Origin of the sequence: Acetivibrio straminisolvens JCM 21531 (assembly GCF_000521465.1) — a bacterium.
Classification (GTDB): Bacteria; Bacillota; Clostridia; order Acetivibrionales; family Acetivibrionaceae; genus Hungateiclostridium; species Hungateiclostridium straminisolvens.
Genome location: NZ_BAVR01000030.1, coordinates 1 through 16606 on the forward strand (window position 1 = coordinate 1; position 16606 = coordinate 16606).

Below are 16606 nucleotides of genomic sequence, written 5' to 3' on the forward strand. Positions count from 1 at the left end.
TTCACGAAGTTTTATATTGACTGATATCCTTCTAAGTGGTAAAATAATTGGTAACAGTAAAAAAATTGATAATAAAGGCAATGAAGGGGTAAAGTAGATTATATATTCTTTTTAAGCGAGCTGGGGACGGTGCGAGCCCGGTAAAAGGATTATAATTGAAGTTCACCGCCTGAGCTGTTGGCTGAAAAGCTGAGTAAATCGCTAAAGTAGGCTTAACCGGAGCTTTCACCGTTAAAAGAAAGGTTGTATCGGATTATTTGTATGTAGTCCCGTACAATAATGAGTGGGCATTATGCAATTTGGGTGGTACCGCGTGGAAAATACACTCCTCGTCCCTTAAGAAATAAGGAATGAGGAGTTTTTATTTTGCCTCTTGGAATGAAATGAAAGAGGCAAAAGCGAAGGGACTCGATGTCCCGAGCTTTTATTTTATCTTTTGAAGTAAAAATCTAAGAAGCAAAAGCATAGAAGCTGGAAAATATTAAAAAAATAATATATGGAGGTTATTACTATGATTATTGTAATGAATCAGAATGCTACAAAAGAACAGATTGACAACGTAGAAAAAAAACTTTTGGATCTGGGTTTCAAAACTCATCCATTGTCGGGGATGTAAAAACAATAATTGGTGCAATTGGAGATAAAAGACTTCTTAACACCCACTCCATATCTACTATGCCGGGAGTTGAAAGCATTGTTCCCATCATGAAGCCTTATAAGCTGGCAGGCAAAGAGTTAAAGCAGGAGCCAACCATTGTTGAAGTAGGCGATGTGCGAATCGGAGGCAATGAAGTAGTAGTTATGGCCGGCCCCTGTGCAATTGAAAACGAGCAAATCTATGTTGAAACAGCAAAAAAAGTAAAAGCGGCAGGAGCAAAAATACTTCGTGGCGGTGCTTCAAGCCCCGTACATCCCCTTATGCCTTCCAAGGCTTGGAAGAAGACGGACTTAAAATAATGGCTGTTGCCCGTGAAGCAACCGGACTAAAACTTGTCACCGAGGTTGTGGACACAAGAGATGTGGAACTTGTAGCTTCCTACACAGACATCATTCAAATCGGCGCAAGAAACATGCAAAATTTCAGGCTGCTTAAAGAAGTTGGAATGTATAATAAACCTGTACTCTTAAAGAGAGGATTGTCCGCAACCATTGAAGAATGGCTGATGGCTGCCGAATATATTATTTCCGAAGGCAATCCCAATGTAATACTTTGCGAACGGGGTATCCGAACTTTTGAAACAGCCACAAGAAATACTATTGACATGAGCGCTATTCCTGTGGTAAAAGAACTGTCCCATTTACCAATAGTGCTTGATCCCAGCCATGCAGCAGGTACATGGAAGTATGTAGAGCCCCTTTCAAAAGGTGCAATAGCAACCGGAGCCGACGGATTAATCATTGAAGTGCATAGCCAGCCTGAATGTGCTTTGTGTGACGGTCAGCAGTCCTTGATCCCTTCAAGGTTCGAACAGCTAATGAAAGAGCTTGAACCTGTAGCTCTTGCAGTGGGAAGAAAACTGTAAAAGAAGTTTTTTAAAAGAAAAAGTAAATGAAAAAGCTCAAAGACATATAATTTAATGTCTTTAGAGCTTTTTTACTTGCTTAAGTAGGTATCTATATCAATCTGCACCGCTTCTCTGAGCTTGCCTATTTCATCATAGCTAACAACAATATTCTTTCCTATTTCCTTTGCGTAGTACAGCGCCCTGTCAGCATAATCAACAACCTTTTTTATATCGTCAGAATGTGTAGGAAATTGGGCAACACCGCAGCTTACGGTAACTTTACCTTTGTTATTGCCTTCACCGGCAAACAGATTCTGCTTTTCAAGCTGACGCCTAATCCTGTCTCCTACACTTTTGGCAGTCTCAAGGTCAAGGTCCCTTATGAGAACCATAAACTCCTCTCCCCCATAACGAAAAGGAATATCCGTCTTTCTGATACTTTGCATTATTATGTCGCCAAAAAGCGACAGAAGCTTATCTCCCCAGACATGACCATAAGTATCGTTGAATTTCTTAAAATTATCAATATCAAACATGAGTATATTTAACGGTTTTTTTGAATACTCACAGTAAAGCGCTTCTTCCTCAAGTTTCTGATCCAGCATATGCCTGTTGGCAAGCCCTGTAAGCTTATCCGTCCTAGCAAGCTTAAACTCCCTTTTATGCATCTCATCATATCTTTTGACTTCCAAAATAACTATTGACACACCGTATGCGACCAGCAAAACGAAAAAATCTCTTATTAGAAGTTTCAAAAAGTTTAATTCTTCAATATTATCCGCTTTTACCAGAATAGATGAAACCGTGTAAAGCATTATACTGAAAATACTGATATTTATGGTGCCCGAAACATCTTTACCAATACCGTAATATGCAATTACAAAAAACATGAGTATGTATATATCGGAATCAATTCCATTAAAAATGTAGGAGAAAGCACAAATGAAAACTATATCGAAATAAAAAGCAAGACTTATAAATTTCTTTATCCAATTATTCGGCCGCATGAACAAAAGAATCAAAGTTTGAAATCCGTTGTATAAAATTGCCAGTAAAAAGGTAAACCAGAAAGACTTTTCTGTCCGCGAACAACCAGAAACCAGAAAAAAAAGAGGTATAACAAGCAACAGAGCCATCCATCTGAAATAAACAAAATTTCTCTGTTGGCGAAAGCTATTGGCCCGCTTTTCCTTTAAAAATCCATTTATTATATCATTCATCGTATCTTTTTTTCCCCAAAACGATAGAATATTTTCCCTTTACATACTCATATTTTATATTTGTTTTTAATTTTTGTCAATTACTCATCTTTCAAACCTATACAAACTTCTTCCATATTCCCTCCCAATAAAGCATTACAGCCATCCCTAAAAGTATAAGAGCTGTACCCAATACAAGATTTAAAGTAACTCTTTCACTAAGAAATACAATTGCAAACAAGCTTGCCAAAACAGGCTTCAGAAAAAAGACCATAGAACCGCTGCCGGCCCCCGTTCGGGTCAACCCCATAAAATAAGTCAGGTAAGCAATCCCTGTGACAAAAACCGAAAGATATACAACCTGGAGACATGCCGAATAATCGAATTTAAAAACCGGAATATCCTTTATCAATAAAAAAGGAAGCAAGGCAAGGCTGCCGATTAAAAATGAATAGGCATTCATTTTTAGGCTGCCGATTTTAGATGATGCCCTTCTGCCAACCACAGTGTATAGTCCGTATAGAACCGCCGACATCAATGCAAGAAGGGGACTTAATATATTTATATCCCCAAGAGCCTGTCCATCAATGCTTATTGCCGCTATGCCCAACACGCCAAGAAGCATGCCCACAGCTTTAAACAAAGGTATTCTTTCCTTGTCCATAATAGCTGCAAAAATTGCTACAAATATCGGATTGCTGCTAAAAATAACCGCCACTATGGCTGCTTTGGCATACGCAATACTTAAACTCAACTGAAGCAAATTCATACTGAATACTACGTTGAGAATTCCTGCCAAAGCAACAATTGCCAGGTTTTTTTATCAATTTTCAAATCATGCTTTATCAATAAAAACAAAAAGAGCAGAGAACCTCCGATAAAAAACCTCAGAAAATTGATTTGAAAAGGGTTGACTCTACCTATAATTGTTTTGCTTACCACCTCATATGTACTGAAAAAAATTACCGTAATCATTAGAAAAAGATAGCCAAAGTTGTATTTTTTCACTGTTTTCCCCCGCTTTAACATATCATACTTACTAAACAACATCTCATTACCGCAACCATAGGACTTCTTTACTATTTGATGCCGCCCAATTTAAGTCAATATAACCATTAACACAGAAACGATATCGGTGTATAATTAAAGTGTAGGATGGTGTTATAATAATTAAAATAGGGTGAGTTCTATGATAGATATTGTAACTTGCGAAATATGCGGAAAACTATATAATCCAAACGGTTTCTTCAAAGTATGTCCTATGTGTCAGGAAAATGACGAACTTGATTTCAAAAAAATCAAGGATTATCTTAATTTGCACCCTTGTGCCAAAATCTTTGACGTAGTAACAGACCTTGATATTTCTGTAAAGAAAATCAAGCGTTATCTTCGTGAAAGCAGGCTTGAAATCCTAGAAAAGGATAATCATTTCCTGTTCTGCGAAAGCTGCGGAAAAAGCATACGCACAGGCAGATACTGCGACGAATGCTATAAGAGCCATCACAAGAATATGAAAGCCGTATATTCCGACAACAGCAACACCAAGCACTCAAACTCCATACGCTTTAGAACCGACAGCCACTCAAAGCGTGCCTCATCAATTTAGTTTGCTCATGAAATATCACCCAATACTGCTTTTACACATTTTTTATGCGATGTTCATTTCTGTGCTCTTCATCCGGTTTTCACAAATATCCGCTTTTTCAGCGACATCAATGTCCGGCCTTTCGAATACATCCTTTTATAAAATATCACTAAATATCTTTTTCGTAAAGCATTTTATAAATACTGTAGAAATTCTCCACCCTTTTAGTGTAAATCTCTGTTTCTTTGTAAGGTATAACATCAAGACTTTCTCCCGTTGCGCTGTACTTGCTGTCGTTCAGCCAGGAACGCACACATGCAGCACCGGCATTGTATGAGGCCACCACAAGGACACGACTGTCAAACTGCTTCTCCAAGTTGTTTAGCAGCCAGCATCCAAATTTTATGTTTGTATCAGGATCGTATAAATATTCCACCTTAAAATCCTTTATACCCATCATTTCTGCAATCCAGAATGCCGTATCATCGGTTACCTGCATGAGCCCCCGTGCATTTTTAGGCGAAGTTGCATCGGGGTTAAAGCTGCTTTCTGCTTTTATAATTGAAAAAACAAGGTACGGGTCCAAATTATATTCGGAAGAATACCTGAAAACGTATTCCTTATATTTCAGAGGAAACAGCATTTTAATAGCTCCTTCTAAAATGAATACAATAGAAACCAATACCACTGCAAAAATAAAAATAACTTTCAAATTTCTTTTAAATTTGCTAGCCACAAAAATACCCACCTTAACGAATTCTTTTTGCCATGCTAAGACCGCTTGTTATAGTTTGCTTCAACCATTCTTACAAGCTCTTCATAAGTACCGTCGTTTTTAATTATTACATCGGCAAGGCTGCAATAATATTCATCGCTTAACTGCGCGTTTATTCTTTCCAATACTTGTTCATAAGTTAATCCGCTTCTTTCCATTACCCTTTTTATCCTGTTTTCCATATCTGCCACTACCACCCAGACTTCATCAGCAATATCAAGGAATCCATGCTTTATCGGAATAGGTGCATCTATAACAATAGATTTTCCCAATCCCTTTAAAATTTCATGTTTTTCTATAATAATTTCTGCTACATGTCTGTGAGTTATGCTGTTTAAAACCTCTAATTTGTCTTTATTGTTGAAAACCTCTGCCGCAAGCTTTTTCCTGTCAATTTCTCCGTCGGGCAGAAGTATTTGAGACCCAAAGTATTCCACTATTTCCCTGTATGCTTTACGGTCTTTTCGGGTAATATCTTTTGCAATAACATCAGCATCAATTATCTGGGCACCCAGTTCGCCCAAAATTTTAGATACTGTGCTTTTTCCGCTCCCTATTCCTCCGGTAACTCCAATTGTCCTCAATTTCAACATCCCTCTATATCATATTACTTAGTCTCGTACCAGTTGTTCCCCGATTTAACCTCTACAACCAACGGTACTTTCAGGCTTACGGCATTCTGCATGCCTTCGGACAGAATCTTTTCGACTTCTTCCTTTTCTTCCTTGAAAACCTCCACAATAAGCTCATCGTGAACCTGGAGTATCAGCCTGGACTTAAGCTTCCTCTTTTTGAGTTCTCCATGTACCTTTACCATCGCAATTTTGATTATATCCGCAGCACTTCCCTGTATCGGAGTATTCATTGCAATACGTTCTCCAAAAGACCTTATGTTGAAGTTGCGCGATTTTAGCTCCGGAAGATACCTTCTTCTTTTGAACATTGTGGTTACAAAGCCTTTTTCCTTGCCCTCTTCTACAATGTCATGCATGTATCTCTTTACATTGGGATACCTGTCCAAATAACTGTCTATATACATCCTTGCTTCTTTCCTGCTTATCTTAAGATCCTTGGCAAGGCTGAAGTCCCCTATTCCGTAAACAATTCCGAAATTGACAGCCTTCGCTCTTGATCTCATAATAGGAGTAACCTCTTCCTTCGGTATTCCAAAGACACTTGCAGCGGTAGAAGTATGGATATCTTCGTTATTTAAAAACGCATTTATCATATTCTCATCATCGGTTATATGAGCCAGAACCCGAAGCTCAATCTGAGAATAATCCGCATCAAGAAGCTGATAATTCTCATTTGAAGGGATAAAGACCTTTCGTACCTTCCTTCCCATTTCAAGTTTTATGGGAATGTTCTGGAGATTGGGCTCTGTACTGCTTATCCTTCCCGTCACCGTCACCGTCTGGTTGAAACTGGAATGAATCTTTCCCGTATGAGGATTTATGACAGCCAGAAGTCCTTCTGCATAAGTGGATTTGAGCTTTACAAGCTGTCTATATTCCAGTATTTTTTCCACAATTTCATGCCTGTCGGACAACTCATCCAATACTTCCGCATCGGTTGAATATCCGGTCTTTGTTTTCTTTATAACCGGAAGGCCCAGTTTCTCAAAAAGGATAACCCCCAGCTGTTTTGGAGAATTGATATTAAACTCCTCTCCTGCCAGAGTGTATATTTCCTTTGTGACAACATCTATCTTTTCCTGCAGCTCTTTTGAAAACTCCACAAGGGCATTTACATTAACCTTAAAACCGTAATATTCCATATCTGCCAAGGCTCTTACAAGCGGAAGCTCGATATCGTAATAGAGCTGCTCCTGATTGTTTTCTTTAAAAAGACCGTCTATTTTCCGGCTGACTTTGTTTATGACATAGGGATAAATGCCGACAGTCTTCGAAAGAACATCGGGCTGCATATCCCGGTATAGGGTAAAATTTTTGCCTTTCCCCGTCAGCTCCTCAACTGCCTTGACATTCAAGTTTAAATACTCCTGAGCCAGCTCGGATATTGTATAGGTATCCTTTGACGAGTTTATTATATAAGCTCCAATCATGGTGTCAAAAGCCAAACCGTTAAAGTCTATTCCCCGATTATTTAAATATACTATAAAATTCTTGAAATCATGACCGTATTTTTTATATTTTCATCCTCTAATATGTCCTTAAACTGCCTAAAAAACTCATCTTCATCTATATTGCCGGTAAAGTCCACATACCATGCTTCATCTTCTTTTGATGAAATTGCAAGAGCAGCAAGCTTTTGAGAAAAACTTCCCGTTTTATCAAGCAAATAATAGATATAAACTTCTCCATCTCTTTGGATATTGTCTTTTAAATCCTTTAGCTCATCACTTTTTTTAACAATTTTAATCTCCATCTCTACACTATCCTGGCTTTGGACATCATTTAATCCAAACTTATCAATAAAGCTTTTAAACTCCAGCCTTTTAAATATCTCATAGGTCTTTTGCCTGTCAATCTCCACCATTTTAAGCTCTTCAATATCACAAAGGGACGGCATATTCCTTTCAATCCGGGCAAGCTCCCTGCTCATTAAAGCTTGTTCCTTGAAAGTCTCAAGCTTTTCCTTAAGGCCTTTCTTTTTGATGCTGTCCAATGAGTTATAGAGGTTTTCGAGATTATTATACTCTCTTATGAGATCCAAGGCCGTCTTTTCACCAATACCGGGAACCCCGGGAATATTATCGGAGGTATCTCCTGCCAAAGCCTTGACCTCAATAAACTGTTGGGGCTCAATGCCGTAAACTTCTACAATCCGGTTGTAGTCATATTCCTCAACCTCTGTCTTCCCGCCTTTCGTTCTGGGAAGTTTAAGTCTTGTGGAAGGTCCCACCAACTGATAGGCATCCCTGTCTCCAGTAACCAGTATTACTTCCATTCCCTTTTTCTCGGCGCACAATGAAATGGAACCCAATATATCGTCAGCCTCAAAACCCTCCATTTCAAGCCTTTTTATATTCATTGCATCCAAAACGTCCTTAAGCAGAGGAACCTGAACCCGAAGCTCTTCCGGCATGCCTTTCCTGTTTGCCTTATAACCTTCGTATTTGTTATGCCTAAAAGTTGGAGCTTTAAGATCAAACGCAACACAAATATATTGGGGTTTCTCCTCTTCAATAAATTTTTGCATTATATTTATAAAGCCATAAATTCCGTTGGTATATGTACCGTCGGATGTTACCAAAAGTTCACGGAGCCCGTAGAAAGCTCTATTAAGAATACTGTTTCCATCTATAGCCATCAATTTTTGTTTGCTCATTCTATAAACCTCTCAGTTTCTTTATCTTTAAGTTGATATTTTATCATATCGTTTTTTCTGCAATTAGTATAACTTTATCCTTTATTAGTAGGATTTCTCTTTTTAGTTTGTTTATCCGTCAAGCATTTAACTGTGCCGTCATTATCGATAATTAAAGAAACATTTTCTCCTTTCATATACATTGTTTCCCCTTCTTTAACAGGAATGCTTACCTCAAGGCAGCAATCATCGGATACCAAAACTGCATATCCGTTCTCAATCCTCTTTACCACTGCATCTATAAACAATTTTAACCATCACCTTTTTTTATTTTGTCTGATAATACTGTCCACATAAGGAAATAATCTTTCCCGTATTTTAATGCTAAAAACAAGTAATCGTACACATACAAAATAATTGTACACAAAAAAGGGACAGCAGTAAACAGCTGTCCCTTAATTTTTTATACGTGTTATAATACTTATTTAAGACTATTGGATACAAACTCAGCTTCATTGCACTCGAGGCGATAAATCAGCTTATCAAGTTTGTCTTTGTTGATTTCATCTATTTCAACAATTTCCAAACCGTACTCGTTGTATATTTCCCGGTTTATTATCCTGTTTATTTTTGCTTTAAATTCTAAAGATTGTATTTTGTCAATAGAAGCACTTACAAACACATTTACAAGGCTTTGAGGCTTGATTTCTTCTCTGAAAACTGCTCCCACTCCAGTCATGCTGATATTCTTAATTATGGCATATATGCCGGTATCCGATCCCTTTGTATAAAACCTTGACTGAAAATTAGTGAGGTATCTTTTTGCATTTCTATTATTCTTTACTCTGCTGACGCTCTTTATTGTAACCTCTACCAGCCATGGATAAGTTACTTCGAACTCGCTTATTATCCCATTAATAATATATTCATACTCTCCCTGCATAACCTGGCAGGAAACCAAATCGCCTTTAAATACATTATTTTTCAAGAACTCTTCAGGAATTCTGAAATAGACGCACTCACCTTCAGTCTTTTGTATAACCGAGAGAACCGGTTCAAAAATATAGCCATGCTTAATACTGATAACAGCTCCTCGCTTGAAAATCTCTTCTTTTTCCTTAACAGACAATACGTATTCTTCTTTCTGAATCGGAACCCAATTGGACAACTCGACATTCATCATTATGATCCCTCCTTAGACTCGTGGACATTTCAATCCTTTGAAACACAAAACCACAATGATGATGTATATTCGACAAAGCGAACAAAATATCCTTCTTAATATGAAGAATTTTTCTTTTTTAACATATATCCTACTCTTTAAGTATTGATATTTCGACTTTTATCGTTGCATCTTGGTCATTTAATTTTTCATCCAAGGAGAGATTTACGCCATATTCTTTTTTCAGCTCGTTTACAAAACTGTTGTATTTTGTACTGTCCACATCAAAACTCAGCACCTTTTTATTCTCATCCGGGCTGGAAACGGAAGCATCTTTCGAACCGTATGTTTCAATTTCTATATTGCACAAATGGGCAATATTATTAATATTATCCGTTTCTTTTTCAATATCCGATGAAGTGATTGTAATATACACGTCATAAGAAGGCGCATTTAAAGCTGTAATCATTGAAAGTGCCGGTTCTTCCGAAGGAGGATCCACTGGAGAAGAAGCATCATACTGTCGAAATCCTTTCGCTTTAGTATCTCCAGCCCCAATATCATATTTTTGGTCTTGAGAAGAGTCCTTAGAACCTTCATTGAATAAAATTTCTATTTGAGAATCCTCCTCATGTCCAAATATATTGGAATTATTATCATGATTTAGAGTAGCTTCTGATGCTCCCCCGTTTTTCATTAACAGTTTGTTGCTGTCTTTTGGAGCATTGCCCAATAAACCCCGGGTTAAAATTAGGCTTCCTGCAACAAATACCAGTACAAGTCCCGCAGCAATAGATGATGCAAAACCGGCAAACTTTTTCCTAAATTGCACAGTCTTGTTCTCTAATTCATTTTGATTCTTTTCGGCCACAAGTTTCTCATGAAGCTCCTCTTTAAATCCTAAAGGAAGCTCAACCTCCTCAAAAGAGCCCAATACGCCGACAATTTCTTTTAGTGCATCAAGCTCACTTTTACAGCTTTCGCATGTTTTTATATGTTCATCAATCTTATTTCTTGTCTCATTGTCCAACTCATTATCTATATATAAAGACATTAATTCAATTACTTCATTACATTTTTTCATTTCCAACCCTCCTTTCAATATTATTTGACGTATTCCTCATTTATAAGTTCCTTCTTTTTTTGAAGTATTTTTTTTAGAGCCTGTCGAGCCCTGTTGATTCTCGACTTAACCGTTCCTTCGGGACATTTTATTATGTTGGCTATTTCTTCATAGCTAAATCCCTGAATATCTCTTAGCACAATAACTGTCCTGTACTCTTCAGACAACATGTTTATCGAATCCTTTACAGCCCTTTTGAGTTCATTATCCTCAGCTGCCAGTTCAGGACCCGGTGAGTCATCCTTAATCTGACGTTTTATTTCATTCCCGCCAATTTCAACGTCTTCATCGAGAGAGACAACTTTCTTATTTTTTCTTTTACGAATCTCATCGAGGCAGGCATTCGTTGTGACCTTATATATCCATGTATTAAAAAGGGAATCTCCTTTAAAATTCTTTATAGATTTATATGCTTTCAAAAAAACTTCCTGTGCCAACTCACTGGCATCATCATAATTTCCCAGCATTCTGAAAGCAATATTGAATACTTTCTTTTGACAGCCTTCTATAAGCTGCTCAAACGCTTCAATATCGCCCTTTTTAGCCCTGTTTATCAATTCCTTCTCCGTATTGCTCATATTACCAGCCTCACCTCCGGCTCCAAAATGATATGAATCCAACTATTGAAAACTAAAAAATATCATCTAAAATGCATCTCAAATTCTTATTATACAATTTTTTTTATCGAATTTAAACCGTAACAGTTATTTTTCATATAAAATTAACATAACCTCATCCCATATATTACCAAAGGTTTTTTTATAATTTATAGAATATACTTATCATTAGATTAGATTAAAATTAAAAGGGGTAGTACTATGATCAATACAATTCTAGTAATTGATGACAATGTCTTTGACAATGCCATCATCAAAAATTACCTTTACGGTGAAAGATACAGCATTGTTTCCGCTTTAAACGGACGCGAGGCTTTAGAGCTTATTGAAAGCCGCAATATCGACTTGATACTCCTTGACATAGTTATGCCTATAATGGACGGATACGATTTTTTGAAAGAATTTTCAAAAACATCTTATTACAAGGAAATTCCCGTAATTGTTACATCAAATCTCGACAGCACAGAAAATATAGAAAAAATTCTCGAGTTCGAAATATTTGATTATATTATAAAACCAATAGAGCAAATCAATAAATTTATACTTTCAAACAAAATTAAATCGGCTCTAAAATACAGAAATGCTATTTTAGAACTTAATAAAGCCACAAAGCTCATTAATCAGTTATCAATCAAAGAAGCATAAATCTATCATGCAAAAGCACCAGCCGTATAAGCTGGTGCTTTTGATATTTTACTATTGAGTAAGTCTATAAGCCGGGTTCTGTATTTGATAGTCATCTATCTAGCTATATATTTCTATATAGCTCAAGCCACCTACCCGGGACTGGCGGGCCACCTTAACGTCCCTCTATACGGTGTTGCTCCAGGTGGGGTTTACATAGCCGGTAAGTCGCCATACCGCTGGTGAGCTCTTACCTCACCTTTCCACCCTTGCCATACTGAAAACCGAAACAAATTGCTTCAATTTCCAGCAGGCGGTATATCTCTGTTGCACTTTCCTTGAAGTCGCCTTCACCGGGAGTTACCCGGCACCCTGCCCTATGGAGCCCGGACTTTCCTCGTGTACGGCCTTTCGGCACTGTACCCGCGACTATCTGGCTTACTCAACATTTTTAGTTTTCATCAGTAAAATATATTATACGGACACAAGATACAAATGTCAACAAATTTTAAATGGATCCTCTTCCAAATTGCTTTTCATAACCTCAACTTGTGGAAAATTCTCTTTTATTAACTCAACAAGCCTATCTGCAATAATCCTTTCAGTATTAAAATGACCGGCATCTATAACGCACATTCCCATTTCCAACATGTCCATAGCATCATGATACTTTACATCTCCGGTAACCAGTACATCCGCTTTTGATTTTGCAGCCTCCATCACTTCCCGGTCAAAGCTGCCGCAGAATACTGCCACTTTCCCAATCTTCTTCCCGATGCCGCCAATTACTCTTACATTTTTTACATTAAGCTTTTCTTTTACAACAGCTATAAATTCCTCAAGGCTTTTGGGAGATTCAAGTACACCCACATTTCCCATGCCATACTGTTTTCCATTTATCTCAAGGGGGTAAATGTCATAAGCCACTTCCTCATAAGGGTGAACCTTTATCATCGCTTCTATTGCTTTTTTAAGGTCTTTTTGGCTGACTACAGTTTCCAGCCTGTACTCGTCAACCTTCTCCAGATTACCCGTAGCTCCAATATAGGGATTTGTCCCTTCCAAAGGCCTAAATGTCCCCGTCCCTGCTGTCATAAAGGAACAGTCACTGTAATTGCCTATCCACCCGGCTCCGACCCGGCTCATTGCATCCCTGACCGCATCCACATTGTCATGGGGTACGAATACTACTATCTTGTAAAGCTTTTCAGCCTTGTAATCCTTAAGATTGCTTATATCCGTAAGCCCTAAAAGCGAAGAAAGGTAATTGTTAACTCCCCCATGGGCAACATCCAGATTGGTATGGGCACTGTAAACCCCAATATCGTTTTTTATCAACCTGTAAATGATACTTCCCTTTGGGTCATCCTCATTTATCCTTTTAATGCCTTTAAATATGACAGGATGATGGGATATAATCAAGTCAGCTTTTTTGGAAATAGCCTCATCCACAGTCTTTGAATTGACATCGAGACATACAAGAATTCTTTCTATGAGGCTTTCCCTGTTTCCCACAAGCAGCCCGACATTGTCATAATCCTCCGCAAGGCTCTTTGGGGCCAGTTCCTCCATGTATTTTATTATCTCTCTTGCTTTAATACTCATAAAACCACTCCTCTTAAGCTTTTTCTTTGTATTCCATAAAAAGCTTTGATATTTCATCTCTAATCCTTACGGTGTCCATTCTTTTCTTGGAGTTTTTATCGTTCATTTTCTCCATTTCCAAAATAATTTTTTCCATCTGTCCTATTTTCTTTTCAATAAGCTCCGGTAAAAGCGGGTCTTTATTTTCAAAAAGCTTCTCACCGATATAATAGTATGCTTCCTCTTTTGATTGGGCCTTGCCCGTCCACTTTACAATCATGGCATTGTATATTCTGTCTTCCTCTTTTGCAAGCTTCTCGTCAAAAATATCAAAACCCTTTTCGTAAAGCCACTGGCGAATAAGTTCTATAGCATTCATCGGTTGAATAATCAGCGCCTTTGCTTTTTGAGCCTTGGCAAGACTCCTTTCCAGTATTTCCTTTATGAGCTGTCCGCCCATTCCTGCAATAATTATAACATCAACCTCGTTTTCCTCTATGGGGTCCAATCCGTATCCTATCCTGGTACTTATGTATTGTGAAAGACCATATTCATCTATATTTTTGTCTGCAAAACTTATAGGGCCTTTTCTGACATCACAGGCCAATGCCCTTTGACACTTTTTATTCATCACAAGATAAATGGGAATATATGCATGATCCGTCCCGATATCGCATACAATATTGCAATTAGGGGTCATATCTGCAATAAGTTTCAAACGTCCCTTTAACTCCATGACAGCTTCCTTTCATGATAAAAGTTTGATATCGTACGGTAACAATTATATTAGATTTTTTGAGCATAATAAATAGTATAAAAACATTTTTAAAATTTATAAAAGGAGATGTTTTAATGATACAAAGCCAGAGGCTTGCCACAAGGGACACAGAAAGACCTTTCGAAACGATAATCGCCGGTATCTCAAAGCCTTTAAATCAAATCACAATCAATAAAAAAAGCACCCCTGTCTCAAGTCAAAGAGAGTCAAATGAAAATTTTGACACCTTTATTGAGATAAAAATAAAATAAGGAGTCATTCTCGACTCCTTATTTTATTTCTTATTGGTGGGCCTTCAGGGACTCGAACCCCGGACCAACCGGTTATGAGCCGGTTGCTCTAACCAACTGAGCTAAAGGCCCGCTTGGCTCCTCAAGTAGGACTCGAACCTACGACCCTGCGGTTAACAGCCGCATGCTCTACCGACTGAGCTATTGAGGAATATATTTGCCTTAGCAACAACTTGCCAGGCACAGAATATATTATACTTATGCATCCCCCCAAGGTCAAGAATTGTTTTGCAGTCATTATAAAGATTTACAGCCGTTTTCCTTTTATTTTCAACTCCTTTCTTCGATTTTCATGATATGAATTTTTTTCGTAAACTATTTGCCGCCCAAAAGTTCAAAACTAATTGGTTGTCCTGGGGGTTTTATTTCTATATTCGAGCAAAAGCTCCCTTAGCTCAGTGGCATGCTTTCCTTCTTCCTCTGCATATCTTTTGAAAATTTTCTTTATCTTTTCGTCATCTATTCTTTTAGAATACATTTCATAGTCCCTTACCAACTCCATTGAATTCTCCCATGCCCTAAGCAGTCTGTCATAAGTTGTGATCTCCACTTCGTTTCTGTTCATCTCATCCATGTTCTTCACTCCATTGTAAATATTTTTATTTCATTCATATATTGCTTCAAACGATATTATTTTATGCAGCTATATTAAAAATCCCATTGTCTTGAATAAATTAATGTCCATATTCCAACTATGTTCCTTTGGTGTATAAACATGTTAAACACTTTTAAATAAATTTAAAAAATGACTTGATTTTTATTATTATATCTATTAATATACTACTAGTATAATAATTATACTCCCCTAGATCCTGCAAATAAGCACTCAGCTAATTTGCGGGATATTTTTTAATCAATTCGTTAAAATATTTTCACCGGTTTTACTTTTCAAATTCCAATAAAAGCTCAGGACATCGAGTCCCTATGCTCTTGCCTCTTTCATTTCACTCCAAAAGACGCTAAACGAAAAAGAGCCAGGTTACAGTTCCTGACTCTTAAAATCAATCCAAATAGTCCTTTAATTTTTTACTCCTGCTCGGATGTCTCAACTTTCTCAATGCTTTTGCTTCAATCTGACGAATTCTTTCCCTTGTGACATTAAACTCTTTTCCAACCTCTTCAAGGGTTCTGGCCCGTCCGTCATCCAAGCCGAATCGAAGTCTTAAAACTTTCTCCTCCCGGGGAGTCAAAGTATCCAAAACATCCATCAGTTGTTCTTTCAAAAGGGTATATGCAGCTGCCTCCGACGGTGCCGGAGCATCATCGTCGGGTATAAAGTCCCCAAGGTGGCTGTCTTCCTCTTCACCAATAGGCGTCTCAAGGGAAACAGGCTCTTGGGATATTTTCATTATCTCCCTTACCTTTTCAACAGGCATATTCATCTCCTTTGCAATCTCCTCAGGATGAGGTTCTCTTCCCAACTCTTGCAGGAGCTGTCTTGAAACTCTTATGAGTTTGTTGATGGTCTCAACCATGTGAACAGGTATCCTGATGGTTCTCGCCTGGTCCGCAATCGCTCTTGTAATTGCCTGTCTAATCCACCATGTGGCATAAGTACTGAATTTGAAACCTTTTCTGTAATCAAACTTTTCCACTGCTTTTATAAGTCCCAGATTCCCCTCTTGAATTAAATCAAGGAAAAGCATGCCTCTTCCAACGTATCTCTTGGCTATACTTACAACGAGCCTCAAGTTTGCCTCAGCCAATCTTCTTTTAGCTTCGGTATCCCCCTGCTCCATCCTGTGAGCCAGCTCGATCTCTTCATCTGCAGTTAAAAGAGGTACTTTACCAATCTCTTTTAAATACATTCTGACAGGGTCATCTATACTTATACCCTCGGGAATGGAAAGATCCAAGTCATCTTCCGTGAGTTGGATATCCTCCATTTCCGCCTCAATATCTCCTACTACATCTATGCCCATATTTTCTAATCCTTCGTAAATTTTTTCAATTTGCTCCGGATCGATGTCAATTTCATCAAAAGCATCCATAATTTCTTTGTATGTCAGCATGCCTTTTTGCTTACCTTTTTCAATAAGCTCTTGCACAATTGCTTTTTTATCGCTATTGGGTTTCACTTACTGCCCCTCCGTT

At 37.9% G+C, this 16606-nt stretch carries 15 protein-coding genes, 2 tRNA genes, 1 other RNA gene, 4 pseudogenes and 1 other annotated feature; of the genes and pseudogenes, 5 read left to right on the top strand and 17 right to left on the bottom strand.

What is annotated here, in order from left to right:
• The first annotated feature begins 71 nt into the window (after positions 1–71).
• Positions 72–340, top strand: a binding site (T-box leader).
• Positions 341–523: 183 nt separating this feature from the next.
• Positions 524–651 (top strand): annotated as a pseudogene (locus JCM21531_RS24425) (3-deoxy-7-phosphoheptulonate synthase); the annotation flags it as partial.
• Between the two features lie 150 nt (positions 652–801).
• Positions 802–1523, top strand: a pseudogene (gene aroF, locus JCM21531_RS09220) (3-deoxy-7-phosphoheptulonate synthase).
• A 71-nt stretch (positions 1524–1594) separates the two neighbouring features.
• Here the strand turns inward: aroF and JCM21531_RS09225 are convergent.
• The 3 genes and pseudogenes from JCM21531_RS09225 to JCM21531_RS24430 all read right to left on the bottom strand — a co-directional run.
• Complete coding sequence (locus tag JCM21531_RS09225) at positions 1595–2395, bottom strand: GGDEF domain-containing protein (RefSeq protein ID WP_243467473.1); 801 nt, start codon at positions 2393–2395, stop codon at positions 1595–1597.
• Between the two features lie 427 nt (positions 2396–2822).
• Complete coding sequence (locus tag JCM21531_RS09230) at positions 2823–3368, bottom strand: DMT family transporter (RefSeq protein WP_369347608.1); 546 nt, start codon at positions 3366–3368, stop codon at positions 2823–2825.
• Positions 3354–3754: pseudogene (locus JCM21531_RS24430) on the bottom strand (DMT family transporter); the annotation flags it as partial. The gene JCM21531_RS09230 and the pseudogene JCM21531_RS24430, both read right to left, overlap by 15 nt.
• A gap of 139 nt (positions 3755–3893) precedes the next feature.
• On the opposite strand from JCM21531_RS24430, the gene JCM21531_RS09235 reads away from it, so the two are divergent.
• Positions 3894–4310 (top strand): flagellar protein, encoded by a 417-nt coding sequence (locus JCM21531_RS09235; RefSeq protein ID WP_038289234.1) that lies wholly within the window; start codon positions 3894–3896, stop codon positions 4308–4310.
• A 148-nt stretch (positions 4311–4458) separates the two neighbouring features.
• Here the strand turns inward: JCM21531_RS09235 and JCM21531_RS09240 are convergent, their stop codons facing one another.
• From JCM21531_RS09240 to JCM21531_RS09270, 7 genes and pseudogenes are all read right to left on the bottom strand, one after another.
• On the bottom strand, positions 4459–5025 hold the full coding sequence (locus tag JCM21531_RS09240; protein ID WP_038289236.1) for a lytic transglycosylase domain-containing protein: 567 nt from the start codon (positions 5023–5025) through the stop codon (positions 4459–4461).
• Between the two features lie 35 nt (positions 5026–5060).
• Complete coding sequence (coaE, locus tag JCM21531_RS09245) at positions 5061–5648, bottom strand: dephospho-CoA kinase (RefSeq protein ID WP_038289238.1); 588 nt, start codon at positions 5646–5648, stop codon at positions 5061–5063.
• 23 nt (positions 5649–5671) lie between these two features.
• Positions 5672–8355, bottom strand: a pseudogene (gene polA, locus JCM21531_RS09250) (DNA polymerase I).
• A 74-nt stretch (positions 8356–8429) separates the two neighbouring features.
• Positions 8430–8642: a hypothetical protein gene (locus tag JCM21531_RS09255; protein WP_038289240.1), complete on the bottom strand. Its 213-nt coding sequence runs from the start codon at positions 8640–8642 to the stop codon at positions 8430–8432.
• Positions 8643–8815: 173 nt separating this feature from the next.
• Positions 8816–9517 (bottom strand): PilZ domain-containing protein, encoded by a 702-nt coding sequence (locus JCM21531_RS09260; protein WP_038289241.1) that lies wholly within the window; start codon positions 9515–9517, stop codon positions 8816–8818.
• Between the two features lie 130 nt (positions 9518–9647).
• A complete protein-coding gene (locus JCM21531_RS09265; RefSeq protein WP_038289243.1) occupies positions 9648–10580 on the bottom strand; it encodes an anti-sigma factor family protein in 933 nt (310 codons plus the stop codon).
• A gap of 20 nt (positions 10581–10600) precedes the next feature.
• The gene (locus JCM21531_RS09270) at positions 10601–11197 is read right to left on the bottom strand and encodes an RNA polymerase sigma factor (RefSeq protein ID WP_038289245.1); all 597 of its coding nucleotides are present in this window, start codon (positions 11195–11197) and stop codon (positions 10601–10603) included.
• Positions 11198–11437: 240 nt separating this feature from the next.
• On the opposite strand from JCM21531_RS09270, the gene JCM21531_RS09275 reads away from it, so the two are divergent.
• Positions 11438–11881: a response regulator gene (locus JCM21531_RS09275; protein ID WP_038289247.1), complete on the top strand. Its 444-nt coding sequence runs from the start codon at positions 11438–11440 to the stop codon at positions 11879–11881.
• Positions 11882–11932: 51 nt separating this feature from the next.
• On the opposite strand, the gene rnpB is transcribed toward JCM21531_RS09275, so the two are convergent.
• The 3 genes from rnpB to JCM21531_RS09285 form a co-directional block, all read right to left on the bottom strand.
• An RNA gene (rnpB, locus tag JCM21531_RS09415) (RNase P RNA component class A) lies at positions 11933–12305 on the bottom strand.
• Positions 12306–12358: 53 nt separating this feature from the next.
• Positions 12359–13465 (bottom strand): Nif3-like dinuclear metal center hexameric protein, encoded by a 1107-nt coding sequence (locus JCM21531_RS09280; protein WP_038289273.1) that lies wholly within the window; start codon positions 13463–13465, stop codon positions 12359–12361.
• Positions 13466–13478: 13 nt separating this feature from the next.
• Positions 13479–14180 carry a tRNA (adenine(22)-N(1))-methyltransferase gene (locus JCM21531_RS09285; RefSeq protein WP_038289249.1) on the bottom strand — a complete coding sequence of 234 codons (702 nt, stop codon included), beginning with the start codon at positions 14178–14180 and terminating at the stop codon, positions 13479–13481.
• 116 nt (positions 14181–14296) lie between these two features.
• Between JCM21531_RS09285 and JCM21531_RS19290 the strand changes: the two genes are divergently transcribed.
• Entirely contained in the window at positions 14297–14473 is a 177-nt protein-coding gene (locus JCM21531_RS19290; protein ID WP_173400179.1) for a hypothetical protein, read from the top strand.
• Positions 14474–14507: 34 nt separating this feature from the next.
• On the opposite strand, the gene JCM21531_RS09290 is transcribed toward JCM21531_RS19290, so the two are convergent.
• From JCM21531_RS09290 to rpoD, 4 genes are all read right to left on the bottom strand, one after another.
• Positions 14508–14584: transfer RNA gene (locus JCM21531_RS09290), tRNA-Ile, on the bottom strand.
• Between the two features lie 3 nt (positions 14585–14587).
• Positions 14588–14663, bottom strand: a tRNA-Asn gene (locus JCM21531_RS09295).
• A gap of 189 nt (positions 14664–14852) precedes the next feature.
• Entirely contained in the window at positions 14853–15086 is a 234-nt protein-coding gene (locus tag JCM21531_RS09300) for a ferritin family protein (protein WP_038289250.1), read from the bottom strand.
• A 427-nt stretch (positions 15087–15513) separates the two neighbouring features.
• Positions 15514–16590: an RNA polymerase sigma factor RpoD gene (gene rpoD, locus JCM21531_RS09305; RefSeq protein WP_038289252.1), complete on the bottom strand. Its 1077-nt coding sequence runs from the start codon at positions 16588–16590 to the stop codon at positions 15514–15516.
• Between the last annotated feature and the right edge of the window lie 16 nt (positions 16591–16606).